Origin of the sequence: Salinibacter sp., assembly GCF_036626415.1 — a bacterium.
Lineage (GTDB): Bacteria > Bacteroidota > Rhodothermia > Rhodothermales > Salinibacteraceae > Salinibacter.
The window spans coordinates 1-12,996 of record NZ_JAZKRW010000091.1; the positions used below are offsets into that span (position 1 = coordinate 1).

9 protein-coding genes are annotated in these 12,996 nt (G+C 62.8%); 1 reads left to right on the top strand and 8 read right to left on the bottom strand.

The genetic code is table 11. From position 1 onward, the window contains the following. The 8 genes from V5A20_RS10245 to V5A20_RS10280 form a co-directional block, all read right to left on the bottom strand. A partial coding sequence (locus V5A20_RS10245; RefSeq protein WP_332316237.1) for an AbgT family transporter occupies positions 1-1,412 on the bottom strand: 1,412 nt, incomplete at its 3' end. A 181-nt stretch (positions 1,413-1,593) separates the two neighbouring features. Continuing rightward, complete coding sequence (gene msrA / locus V5A20_RS10250) at positions 1,594-2,298, bottom strand: peptide-methionine (S)-S-oxide reductase MsrA (RefSeq protein WP_332327264.1); 705 nt, start codon at positions 2,296-2,298, stop codon at positions 1,594-1,596. 290 nt (positions 2,299-2,588) lie between these two features. Beyond that, positions 2,589-3,488 carry an alpha/beta fold hydrolase gene (locus tag V5A20_RS10255; RefSeq protein WP_332327265.1) on the bottom strand — a complete coding sequence of 300 codons (900 nt, stop codon included), beginning with the start codon at positions 3,486-3,488 and terminating at the stop codon, positions 2,589-2,591. A 62-nt stretch (positions 3,489-3,550) separates the two neighbouring features. Then, positions 3,551-5,038: an acyl-CoA synthetase gene (locus V5A20_RS10260; protein ID WP_332327266.1), complete on the bottom strand. Its 1,488-nt coding sequence runs from the start codon at positions 5,036-5,038 to the stop codon at positions 3,551-3,553. A gap of 81 nt (positions 5,039-5,119) precedes the next feature. Continuing rightward, positions 5,120-6,625 (bottom strand): sodium:solute symporter family protein, encoded by a 1,506-nt coding sequence (locus V5A20_RS10265; RefSeq protein ID WP_332327267.1) that lies wholly within the window; start codon positions 6,623-6,625, stop codon positions 5,120-5,122. Between the two features lie 109 nt (positions 6,626-6,734). After that, a complete protein-coding gene (locus V5A20_RS10270) occupies positions 6,735-7,724 on the bottom strand; it encodes a 3-oxoacyl-ACP synthase III family protein (protein WP_332316242.1) in 990 nt (329 codons plus the stop codon). A gap of 60 nt (positions 7,725-7,784) precedes the next feature. Continuing rightward, the gene (gene fabG / locus V5A20_RS10275) at positions 7,785-8,534 is read right to left on the bottom strand and encodes a 3-oxoacyl-ACP reductase FabG (RefSeq protein WP_332327268.1); all 750 of its coding nucleotides are present in this window, start codon (positions 8,532-8,534) and stop codon (positions 7,785-7,787) included. A 338-nt stretch (positions 8,535-8,872) separates the two neighbouring features. Then, positions 8,873-11,374 (bottom strand): TonB-dependent receptor, encoded by a 2,502-nt coding sequence (locus V5A20_RS10280; protein ID WP_332327269.1) that lies wholly within the window; start codon positions 11,372-11,374, stop codon positions 8,873-8,875. Positions 11,375-12,265: 891 nt separating this feature from the next. On the opposite strand from V5A20_RS10280, the gene V5A20_RS10285 reads away from it, so the two are divergent. Beyond that, complete coding sequence (locus tag V5A20_RS10285; protein ID WP_332316245.1) at positions 12,266-12,694, top strand: fasciclin domain-containing protein; 429 nt, start codon at positions 12,266-12,268, stop codon at positions 12,692-12,694. Positions 12,695-12,996 lie beyond the last annotated feature (302 nt).

The following is a 12,996-nucleotide window of genomic DNA, read 5'->3' on the forward strand; positions in this document are numbered from 1 at the left end:
ATCCCGGCGTCCTCGTCGTACCGCTGGGCGAAGATGATGACGAGAGGGAAGTAGGGGAGGAGCGGGGTGAGAATGTTCGTGAACGAATCCCCGATGCGGTAGGCCGCCTGGACCGTCTCGGGGGAGTAGCCGGGGTCGCCCGCCAGCATGAGCATCGGCACGAAGACGGGCGCCATGATGGCCCACTTTGCGGAGGCACTGCCCACGAACAGGTTGATGAGCGCCGACACAAAGATGAACGAAAACAGGAGCGGCAGCCCCGTAAAACCGATGCTCTGTAGGGCGTCGGCGCCGCTGATGGCGATGATGGAGCCCAGGTTCGACCACTCGAACATGGCAATGAAGTGGGCGGCCGCGAAGGCGAGCACGATGTAGGCGCCCATGTCGGCCATGGTGTCGGCCATCATGTCGGCCACGTCCGAGTCGTCTTCAATCTCGCCGACGGCGATGCCGTAGGCCAGGCCGGGGAGGAAGAACAAAAACACCATGAGGGCGACGATGCTCTCGATCAGCGCCTCGAACTCGGCCAGCGGCGCCCCGTCCGGCACGGCGAGCAGGACGACCCCCAGAATCGAGAGGCCCGTCACAATCCCGGCCCAGCGCAGCCCGCGCCGCTCCTCGTCGGTCAGCTCGCTCGACTCGGTCCCCTCTGTGTCGAGATCTTCCGGCGGCTCGTACTCGCCGAGGTACGGCTCGACGATATTGTCGGTGATGTAGGCCCCGAGGACCACGAAGACGGGGGTGAGGCCAATCATGAGGTACCAGTTGCCCGTCACCGGCACGCTGTAGTCCTCCGCGATCAGCTGGGCAGCCGGCTCGGTGAAGCTGGCCAAGAGCGGGTCCAATGAGGTGAGCAGCAGGTTGGCGCTGAAGCCCGCCGAGACGCCCGCGAAGGCGGCCCCGAGGCCCGCCAAGGGATGCCGTCCCACGCCGTAGAAGAGCACCGCCCCCAGCGGAATGACGACCACGTACCCGGCGTCGACCGCCAGGCTGGACATGATCCCCGCAAACACGAGCGCGGCGGTCAAGAGCGCGTCCGGGACGCTGGCGACGAACGACTTGAGCGCCGCACTGATGAGCCCGGTCTTGTCCGCCACCCCGATCCCGAGCATCACGACCAGCACGAGGCCGAGCGGGGGAAAGTCGGCGAACGTCTCCGCCATGTCCGTGAAGAGACGGCGGATGTTTTCGTCGGAGAAGAGGTTGTCGGCGGTGATCGTCTCGTCGGTGCCCGGGTGCACCACGCTCACGTCCGCGGTGTGGGTGATCCAGGACGCCACCATCACGATCCCGATGAAGATGAAGAAGAGCGTCACCGGGTCGGGGAGGGCGTTCCCGGTGCGCTCGATGCGGTTGAGCCAGCGGTCGGACCAGCTCGATGCGGTGTCGGAAGAGGCCGAATCGGTGGACATAGGGACCAGGTCGTTGCGGCAGGACGCACGAGGAGAACTTCTCCGGTGCTGATACTACAAACGACGGCCCGCGGACGCAACGTCAACCTCCCTCAGGACCACCCTAGGTGCATTGCAGAGAAGGGAATGCCTAACCAGTCCTAGCTCTAATCGCGACGGTAGTACAGATGGCGCCGAGAGATTACGCAGCCCCATCGAGAGGAGCATCCGACATGGCGGCCTCGCCCCAGATGTCGCGGAGTCGCGCGTCCCGGCCGCAGCCCTGCCGATAGCGCTTGTAGTCCGCGGGGTTCTTCTGATAGTAGTTCTGGTGGTACTGCTCCGCGGCGTAAAATGCGTCCAATGGTTCAATTTCTACGGCGATGGATTGGTCGAACCGCTCGGCTACCGTCGCCTTGGCGTCTTTGGCGAGGCGCAACTGCCGGTTGGTGTGGGCAAAGACGGCGGGGCGGTACTGCGAGCCGCGGTCGCAAAACTGTCCCGTCCCGTCAAAGGGGTCGACGTTGTGCCAGTAGACCCGCAGGAGTCGCTCGTACGACACCTTCGTAGAATCGTAGACCACTTGCACGACCTCGGTGTGGTTCGTGGCGCCGCTGGCCACCTCGCGGTAGGAGGGATCGACCTGATCGCCCCCGGCAAACCCGGAGGTGGTCGACGCGACGCCGTCCATCTTGTCGTACGGCGGCTCCATGCACCAGAAGCAGCCGCCGGCGAACGTGGCCGTGTCGGCCACGGCTGGGTTGACCGACGACTCCTGGGGCGTCGCGGGGGCATCGGCTTTGGGGGAGGACGAAGGGTACAAGAACAGCCCGCTGGTGGCGACAACCGCGAACAGGGCGAGTCCGACGAACCAGGGCGAGCGGTAGGATGCGTCCAGAAAGTCCATAAAGACAGTGGACCAGTGAAAAAATGACACGCTGTGGTGGTGACGACGCTCTTGGATCCTGGTTTGGTGTTGCGTCGGATGGGGGAAGCGAGCATCGATGAGCCGACCCGCGGCGCAGGGTTTCGGGCTGTAGTGGCACGCCCCGAGCGTCAACGAGGACGTACGTTCAGAGGGCGACCGCCGGTGCCCGGAGGTGCTTTGCAGGCCATCGCTATCGGTCGGAGCCTCGAGACATAAGTCAAAAGAGGCTCCAAGCGTATCCGCTTCTTTTCTTCAGTGTACGTACTTTACTACTCCTCGTCTCCTCGTCTGTTTAGGAACGCCCGCAATTTTTCGTGGAAGTACGTCGGGCGCTCGATCATGAGCAGATGCCCCGCATCGTCGACGAGTTCGACGCGTGCATCGGGGAGCCCCTCGCGAGTCTGATCGGCAACATCGACGGTCGTCTGGTCCGGATGAAGCTGGGGGTTGGGGATGAGCGTGTCGCCGGCCCCGAAGAGCGCGAGCGTCGGCACGTCGATCTCGCCGAGGCGGTCGCGCACCGCGCCCTCCAGCATTCCTGCTACCGAGCGTGCATTGGCCTCGGCGTAGGCCTCAAAGTCGTCGCGCCCGCTGAGGGCGTGCCGCTGCTCGATGAGCCAGGCGTACTCGTCGCTCCACTCGGCAAAGTTCAGCGCCACGCTTTGCTTCACCTGCTCGTCGGTAGTATTGAGGATGCCCTCGGCCGTAGACGCGTCTTTCAGGGCTTCGGCCTCTTCCGGCGTGAATGGCTCGATGCCGGCGGGCGAGACGAGCACGAGGCGGCGCAGGCGCTCCGGCGAAGTAAGCGCGATCGTGAGCCCCACCTGTCCCCCCATGGACACACCGACAACCGTGACCGTGTTGAGCCCTCGATCGTCGAGAAAGTCGACGATGACGTCTGCGAAGAAGGACATGGTGCCGGGCACGTCGTCCTTGTCGGAGAGTCCGTAGCCCGGCAGGTCGAGGGCCAGGACGCGGTGCGAGTCGTCGAACGCATCCATCGTTTCGCGCCAGAGGGACAGGTTGGAGCCCAGGCCGTGCACGAAGAGCAGGGGCGGGCCGCTTCCCCGATCCACATACGCGATCGAGCGCCCGTCCACCGTGGTGGTCTGCACGTCGTTGGGGTAGTGCGGAAGTGTGTCCTGCGCTGGGGCGGGAGTAGAGCTCATAAGCAGAAAGAGACTGAGGACGAACGCCATCGGGGAGGGGGAAGGAAGTAAACGGGAACGGGTTATGAGTCGTCGAAGTGGTCGCGGAGCGCGGCCTTGTCCACCTTGCCGCTGTCGCCGAGGGGCAGGGCGTCGAGCATCCGAACGTGTGTCGGCACCTTGTACCCGGCCAGGTGCTCGCGGCAGTGTGCGGTGACAGCGTCCGCGGTGAGGGTGCCGTCCGGCACGACGAAGGCGGCCCCCACTTCGCCCCACTTCTCGTCGGGCACGCCGATGACGGCCGCGTCGTCCACGGCCGGGTGCTCGTATAGCGCCGACTCAATCTCGGCCGGATACACGTTCTCCCCGCCGCTGATGAACATGTCGTGCTTGCGGCCCACGACGTAGTAGTACCCCTCCTCGTCCACCGTCACGAGGTCGCCGGTCTCGAACCAGTCGTTCTCGTCGATGGCCGCGTCGGTGGCCTCCGGGTTGCGCCAGTAGCTCGGCGTGACGACCGGCCCGCGCAGAAGGAGTTCGCCGGTCGTGTTGGGCGGCACGTTCTCGCCGTTCTCGTCCACCACTTTTGCGTCGACGTAGAAGTTGGGGAAGCCGATGGAGCCGATCTTGCGCAGGGCGTCGCGCGCCGGCAGCGAGAAGCAGTTGACGCCCACCTCCGTCATGCCGAAGCCCTGCCGGATGGGCACGCCCTTGTCCTGCCACGTGCGGATGAGCGGCTCCGGCATCGCTTCGCCGCCCACCACGGCGTAGCGAACGGTATCGAGCGTCACCTCGTCGAACGCCGCGTGGTCGGCCATCATCTTGAGCATCGTAGGCACGCCCCAAAGGATGGTGAGCGCTTCCTCGTCGCAGGTGCGCAGGATGGCGCCCGGGTCGAAGGAGGGGAAGAGGTAGGTCGTGGCGCCGTGGTGGAGGAAGGGGGTGAGGAGCACGTTCCAGCCCCCGGTGTGGTAGAACGGTGCGGCGTTGAACGAGCGATCCTGTGCCGTCAGGTCCAGCCGCAGTTCGGTGTTGACCGAGTTCCAGAACAGCATCTTGTGCGGGATGATCGTGCCCTTCGGCCGCCCCGTGGTGCCGGACGTGTAGAGAATCATCAACGGGTCGTCCAGCTCGGGACTGTCAGTGTCCGCTGTTCCCGACGCCGACTCCATGAGGGCCCCGACCTTGTCCAGCGGCGCAACCGGCGCGTCCAGTTCCAGGCCCTCCGCAATGTCCCGGAAGTCCGCGGAGGCAAAGAGCACGTGCGGTGCGCTATCGTCGACGAGATACTGGAGTTCGGGCGGGGCCAGCCGAAAGTTGAGCGGCACCAGTACGTAGCCCGCCTTCTGGGCTGCGCAGAAGAGGAGGACGTGCTCCAGCGTGTTCTCGGCCAAGACGGCGACGCGGTCGCCCGCCGACAGATCGTATTGGGCGGCCAACCCGGCGGCCAACCGCTCGCCGGCCCGGTGGAGTTCGGCGTAGGTGTAGGTCTCGCCCGTCGGCCCCCATACGAGCCCCGGAGCGTCAGGGGTGTAGAGCGCGTTCCGGTCGAGCCAGTCCGTTCGAGGCATAGCGAGTTTGGAGTGCGGAATTTGGCGTACCGATTGACATACTCCCCCGACCGGTGGAAGGAACAGGTTCCTCCGTTTTCATCACTCGGCTGCCGCCTCCGCAGCCTCCCCTTCCAAGTTGGCCGTCCAGCGTCCCTGCGCCGTCATCGCCGCCAGGGCCACGAGCACACTGGAGACGAGCGCAAATGTGGCCGGCACCGCCGGGTTGTTGTGATACATCGTGATTTCGCCGTAGTACATCCCGAAGTGCACCACGAGCGCCGTGCTGGCCGCGGCAAAGACCGCCTCTTTCGTAACCCGCTTCGAAAAGATGCCAAACAAAATGGGGACGAAGGTGGCCGAAAAGAGCGCGTAGACCCCGTTCTGTCCCAGAATGGCCACCGAGAGATTGGGATTGACAATCTGCCCCCACGAAATGAGAGCCACGACGGGGACGAGCAGGGCCAGGAAGTACCGGCTGTAGTGCACAGCGCGGGTTTCGATTTCCTCTGCCGACAGCACGTCTAAGTGCTCGGCCAGTGGCTGGTAGATGTCGTTGGTGAAGATGGTGGAGAGGGCCACCATCAGTCCCTCCATCGTGGAGAAGCCCGCCGCCACGAGTCCAATGAGAATCATCGAGCGCAGCCACGGCCCGAAGACTTCGACGATGTAGGTGGGCACCACCGCGTCCGGCTCGATGCCCGCCTCCGGCATCAGGATCCGAGCGTAGAGGCCGACGAGCATGACCGCGAAGAAAACGACCAGTGCCACAATGCCGGTCGCCAGATACCGGTTGACGTCCTTCGTGCTCTTCAGGTAGAGGGCCTTCGACATCACGTGCGGTTGGTTCACGATGGCAAACCCGATGCATAGGTTGCAGACCACCACTTCGAACCAGTCCCGAAAGAGCAGGCTGTCCGGATTGGTCGGCTGCGCCAGCACCGGCTCGATGCTGGCCAGCCGGTCCACGAATCCGCCGACGCCATCGGCAAAGTATGCGGCGCCCGACCCGAGCATGATCAGGGCCACCCCCAGCATCAGCACCGCCTGGGCGCTGTTGGTGAGGGTGTGGGCACTGGCCCCGCCAATCATGATGTAGAGAAGCGGAATGCCCAGTGCCATCGCCATCGACGCCCACATCGGCACGGCGAGCACGTTCGACAACACCCGGGTGAGGCCCACAGTAATGAGCACGAGGAACGCGATCTGCAGCAGGCTCGCCCCCGCAAAAAAGACCGTGAGCCGGTAGTCTCCGAAGCGATCCCCAATCCACTGCGGGACCGTGAGCGCCTCCACCTCGTCCCCCACCCGGCGGAAGGCCTTGGAAAAGACGATGAGCCCCAAGATGAGGCCGAGCGGCATGGCCACCACGTAGCCGAGCACACCGCTCAGGCCGTACAGGTAGATGAGTCCGGGATTGATGATGAACGTGGCCGCACTCGTGAGATTGGCCGCCAGCGAGAGGCCCACGAGCACCGGGCTCACGTCGCGGCTGCCCACGCTGAACGACGCAAACCCCGTCACCTTCTGGATCCCTACCGTTGCGGCTCCGCCCACGGCCAGCAGGTACACCGCAAAAAAGCCCCACGCAATCGCCGTCTCGCCCATGTTTGCTTCGCGGTTTGTACGCGTGTACGTATGACGTATGGAGGAAGGGACGCATGAACGCAGGGAGGCAGCATCATGCGTCCTCTACCACCCATCCACACCGGCGCTGCTACGCGTCGCCCCAGCGAAACGCCATCCCCGCCAGGGCCGCCCCGCCGCCCGACGCAATCATCACCACGAGGTCGCCCGGTGCGAGGAGCTTTTGGTCCACGGCATCCGCCAGGGCCATTGCCACGCAGGCGTTGCCGGTGTAGCCGAACCGGTCCATCACGTTGTGTGCCCGGTCGTAGGGCAGGTCAAGGCGATCCAGTGTTTCGCGGATGCTGAGGATGTTGATCTGAGTGAAGAAGTACTGGTCCACGTCGCCGGGCGTCACGCCCAGCCGGTCGGTAAGCGTCGTCACCAAGTCCGTCCAGTGGTCTGGATTAAAGTCGTCGGGGAAGTCTTTCCGGAAGGCCAGCCGCTGCGTCTCGCCGTTCTCGGTCGTGATGGGACAGGCCGTGCCGCCTTCGTAGACGCCCATGTAGTCGTGGTACTCGCCCTTCGAGACGAGGGTGGAGGTAAGGATGCCGTCCTGCCCGGTCGTGGGCGCGAGCACGGCGGCCCCGGCCCCGTCCGCAAAGAGGGACGCCACGTTCTTCTGGTCGTAGTCGATGAAGCGGCTCATGAGGTAGGCCCCGATCACGAGCACGCGGTCGTACTGCTCGTCGGTCTCCAGGAACTTGCGCCCGGTGTCGAGCGCCGTCACGAAGCCGGCGCAGGCGGTGTTGATGTCGAACGTGGCCGCGTTGCGGGCGCCGAGCTTGTCCTGCACGACGGCGGCGGTGGAGGGGGAAATCTGGTCGGGCGTGTCGGTGGAGACGAGGAGAAGGTCCACGTCAGCGGGCTCAATTCCCGCGTCGGTCATCGCGTCCCGGGCCGCCTCGACGGCCAGGTCGGACGTGGCCTGATCCTCGGCCGCGTACCGCCGCTCCTCGATGTTGCGGTTCTCGCGGAGAAAAGAATCGACATCTTCCCCGTAGAGCTCATCAAAATACGCGTTGGGCACGACCCGCTCGGGGGCGTAGAGGCCGGTCCCGGCAATCGTAGCACGTCTCATTGAATCCATCTCGACCGTCCACTGATGAGTTGCTCGCTGCAACCTTCCAACCTTCAACTTCTACAGCACCAGCCCTCCGTCCACGGCAAGCACGGCACCGGTGATGAACGCGGCTTCGTCGCTCGCCAGGAAGCAGTAGGCGTCCGCGATGTCCTCCGGATCCCCGAGCCGTCCCAGCGGCGTCTGGTCCGTCAGGTCGTCGATGATCTCGTCGGGGACCGTCTCCATCATGGCCGTGTCCACAAAGCCCGGGGCCACCGCATTGACCGTTACCCCGTCGCGCCCCAGCTCGCGGGCCCACGTCTTCGTCATGCCGATGACGCCGGACTTGGTGGCGACGTAGTTGGTCTGCCCGAAGTTGCCGTAGCGCCCCACGATGGAGGCTGCGTTCAGGATGCGCCCCGCGTCGCTCTCCGTGAGGTGGGGGAGGGCGGCCTTCGTGCAGTTGAACACGCCCTTCAGGTTCACGTCCACGACCTGATCAAAGTCCTCCTCACTCATCTTCTTGAGGGTGGCGTCGCGGGTGATGCCGGCGTTGTTGACGAGCACGTCGAGACTCCCAAAGTGCTCGACGGTCGCGTCGGCGAGGGCCTGCGCCTGATTGAGGTCCGTCACGTCGGTTTCGGTGAAGGCCGCCGTGCCGCCCTCGTTCTCAATGGCCGACACGGCCTCGCGCCCGGCCTGGGCGTCCACGTCGGCGAGCATGACGGCCGCGCCCGCCGCCGCAAACCGGTGCGCCGTAGCCCGCCCGATGCCCCGGGCCCCACCCGTAATGATCGCCGTTTTCTCTGCCAGTCGGTCGGTGCTCATACAATACGGGCGCCTGTCGTGAACAAGAAACTGTCGGTGCGTCTCCCTCTAGACCCCGGACCACGTCCAGCGTCTCGGGAGAACGGGCGTCCAGCCAAGTAGACCCGTGGAAATACGTTTACTCGAACGGCATTCTGAGCGACCGACGCACGGTGAGAGGAGGCAGTCGAAAGGGAGCCGCAGGGGCATCTTCAGGGCCTCTCTTCGCACCAAGTGGAAGCCGATCGGAAGGTTCGTGTCCGCCCGTCTTCCGAGAGATTCACGCCAAGAGCATTCGGGCACTACGCTCCAGCGCTCCGCTCGGAATGACGATTGTCAACGTTGGTTTGCCGACCTACTTAGAAGTCGAGTCCCTGGAACTTGTACGTCGCCGAAACCCAAAACAACCGTCCTGTCTCCGGGGCCCCCAAGGTGTCGGGCGTGTCCTCATCGAACAGGTTGGTCACGCTCGCCTTCAGCTTCACGCCGGTTTGGGGAACCGTGTACCCGGCGGTTAGGCTGGCCGTGAAGCGGCTGGGCACCTCGCCATCGTCGTAGAACTTCTCGCTGTCCCAGAAGCCGGACCGAAACTCGTAGGAGGACTTCCAGCGGCTCGAGAAGCTGATGAAGTAGTTGTCGACCCCCACGTCGCGTACCGTCACAGAGCCTTTCACTTTTGTCTCGGGCACATTGAGTAGGAGGTCCTGGCTAGCGTTGCCCTGGTCGAAGTCGCTGAGGTCAATAAGTGAAAAGTTTCCGGACAGGGTGAGCTTCTCGCTCGCGAAAAACTCGGCCCCGACGTCAAGCCCCCGAACCGTAGCGCTTCCAAAGTTGAAGTACGTCCAGAGGAAGCCATTCGGCTGATCCGCTTCCGGAGGGGTAAGCTGGCCGTCCTCGAACGCGAACGTGCCAGCGGCCGCTGGATTCGCCACGTTCGTGAGCGGACTGATGAAGTTTTCGTACCAGGAATTGTAGGCCGTCAGGTTGACGGCGAGGCGCTCCTGGAACACCCCCTTGTATCCGAGCTCTATGGTATTCACCTCCTCCGGGTCGAGCGGGTCCACGTCACGGACGACGTTCGCGTCCGTGGTCGGGCCGTCCCGAATCGTAAAACCGTTGCCGCCGTTGCCCCGGAATACGGGCCCCAAATTGGCCGCCGTAATGAAGAGCTCATTGTTTAGCGTCGTCGGGCTCTTAAAGGCCCGGTTGAAGCTGAAGCGTACGTTGTGGGTGGGGGCTACGGTGTACACGACGGCCGCCTTCGGGCTGAATTGCGTGTCGTGCTCGCTGTTTCCGTCCACGCGCGCCGCCGCGTTGAACCGGAGGTCGTCCGTCGGACGGTAGTCGAGCTGCAGGTACCCGCCCCCTTCCGTTTCGTCGATGTCCTCGTTGTTGGCATCCGCCAGGAACGTGCCCTCCGAGTCCGGCAGGAAGCGGCGAAACTGGCCGCCCGTCACGAAGTCGAGAGTGCCCGTGCCCACGCGAAAGCTGTTGCTGTACTGGATCTCCGAGTCCCACAGCACCGCTTCGTCGACGAATGTATTCGCCTCCCGGAGCGCCGGCAGCTGATCGAGGGCCTGCTGACGAGCCTGACTGGGCGACGCCCCGTTTTGCAGCGCCTCCCCAAAGATTGCTTCGGCTCCTGCTGCCACATTGTTGATCTGGTAGGTGTCGCCTGCACTGTTGGCGGTGCGCGTCGCCTGCGCGAACCAGTGCTCGCTGCTAATCTTCAGGCTCTGAAATTGAACCTGCCAGTCCTTGATGCGATTGCGGCCGTTGTTCGTCACGCCGAAGTTGTCGTTCTCCGAGAACCCGGCGGTGAACTCCGCCTGCCAGCCGTCGGCAAATCGGTAGTAAAGGCTCCCCTCCGTCCGAATCGACTCGACATCATAATCCTCGACGAGATCGATCTCGTTGAATTCTCCCAGGGGCCCGAAAAAGTGCGTCGAATCCGCGGCCGACGCATTCGGCCCGCCCGTCGGGGGCCTATAGTCGGTGGCCGACATAAATTGGCCGTTCACCTTCCAGCCAAACTTGTCGTTGACGGTCCCTGCCACCCGTCCGTTCAGGTCGATGAGGTCTTCCTGACCGCCGCGCACGTCGAGCGCCACGCCCGATTCGTCCCACGGCGTCTTCGTGATGAGGTTGACGACCCCGGTATGCGCATCCGGGCCGTAGAGGGCCGAGGCCGGTCCCACGACCACCTCAATCGTTTTCACGTCCAGCTCGGAGGACGGCAGGAAGTTGCCCTGCGGCAGGCCCGTCCCCGGCAGCTGGGCAAGGCGCCCGTCCTTCAGCTGCAGCAGCCGCGTGTTGAAGTTGTTGTTGAAGCCCCGCATCGAGACGGATTGCCCGTTGATCCCGACCCGGGCAAAGTCGACGCCCTTGAGGTTGGAAAGGGACGACAGAAAGGTCCCGCCGCCGCTCGTCTCGAGATCGGCCGCCGTAACGGTCTCGACCTGGACGGGGGATTCCAGCACCTTTTCGGACTGCCTGGACCCCGTGACGACCACCTCCTCCGCCGCGACCTGGCCTTGCTGGAGGCTTATATTGAGAGTCGTGGGCTCCCCTGCCCGAACAGTGACCGATCTCGTACGGCTCCGGTACCCGACGAATGACACCTGAACGTCGTACCGACCCGTCTCCAGACCGGAAATGCGAAAGTTCCCATCGGCGTCGGTGCTGGTTCCGTAGTTTGTGCCCAGCACCGTGACGTTGGCTCCAGGCAGGGCCTCTTGCGTGTTGGCGTCAAGGACGGTCCCGGCAATTTCCCCCTGTGACTGTGCACTTGCAACCTCAAGTCCCCCCAGCAGTCCCCCCACGAGTATGAACCCAAAACAGGCGTATAAAAGGCGGGTCATGGTGCGTATGTGGTGTGACTTATGATGTGATTCACCGAGAGCGTTGCGTCGGTAGAGGCAGAAGTCGTTCTTTATTTTGATGCGTTCAAATACTCTAGGGCTGCGCAACGGTAATGTCAACCCGAATTTGTGGCTCAGCAATCCTCCGTGCACAATTCCATGAGATCTGTACCGTACGGTCAATATTTACAACTTCGCATCTCCACACTCTCATTTTATCCAATGGTAAAAATCCTAAAAGTTAATAAATTTCAGTGATTAAATTTCGTCGAACATGTTCTAATATCAACCGAAAAAGTTGTTCTTCAAAGTGGCACTTTTGCAGACGGTTCCAAATTAGACCCAGTGCATTCTCTAATACTGTCTGGCAAAATTGTTATACAGTTTTTAGGCGATCGGCGCAGCCAGTAGGGGAAAGCTGAACCATGTGATCTGCTCCCATCTCGACGTAGGGGCGTATCGGCATCCGTCCCGACGAGGAGTTGTACTTCGCGCCACGCTGAAGTTGATTCAAGATTGCGCGGATTGCTGTGCAGAAAATTCTGTTATGCTCACGGTCAATCTGTTACATCTTTTCAACGGGGGACCGGAGGAAGTCGGCTCGGTCCCCTATCCAGTCGCCCTTGATGAAAGCCGTCGGAGTAGATCGGTCGCGGCCAGCCGACGATGCACGGTCACTCTCCGACGGCGAATCTCCTGAGAGAATGGCGTCTTCCCTGGTTTATTTCGGTAGTTTGTCCCAAAAAGTTGGTGCATCGGGCCACACAAAAAATAAATTTGCAAAAGGGAACTAAAAAACGACGTGTATAGTAGTAATGATACGAAAAGTAACTCCGATCGAAAAAATTCGGAAGGATTGCCCCTCATCAAAAATCATCCAACCGCACCATTATGTCTACTGTCCAGAAAAAAGCTCCGTCCGTCGTTGACATTGCAACGAATGACAAGAACTTCTCTACTCTCGTCAGTGCCCTCCAGGCTGCCGGACTCGTCGACACGCTGAAGGGCGACGGGCCGTTCACAGTGTTCGCCCCGACCAACGCGGCGTTCGAGGACCTCTCCGAAAGCGTCCTTGAGGACCTGATGAAGCCGACCAACAAAACGCGCCTGCAGAACCTCCTCAAAAACCACGTGATCGAGGGTCGACGAATGGCCAAAGACGTGGCGGAGAGTTCGTCCCTGACGCCGATGAGCGGAAAACGTCTCCGTATTCGAACCAATGAGGACCAGCAGGTCCGAATTGGCGACGCGACCGTCCGCCAGACCGATCTGGACGCCGAGAATGGAATCGTCCACGTGATTGATCGCGTTCTCCGCTAACACGGAGACGCCTCGATCAGGGGAACCGATCCCCAAAAGCGCTGGGTGGCTTAGGCCGCTCGGCGTTTTTTTGTGGGCGCGCCCCGTGCGGGGGGCTCAGAGTCTGCTTCAATTTATGTCTGGGCCCCGGCCGGCAGCGATGACCCGCAAAGCGTCTCCAGCCACCGGCGGCCGCCCTCTGAACGTATGTCCCCGCTGACGCTCAGGGCGTACCGCTATGGCCCTGAACCCTGCGCCGCGGGTCGGCTCATCGATACTCGCTCTCCGCATCCGATCCAAAATCAACACATCAGGTTCTCAGA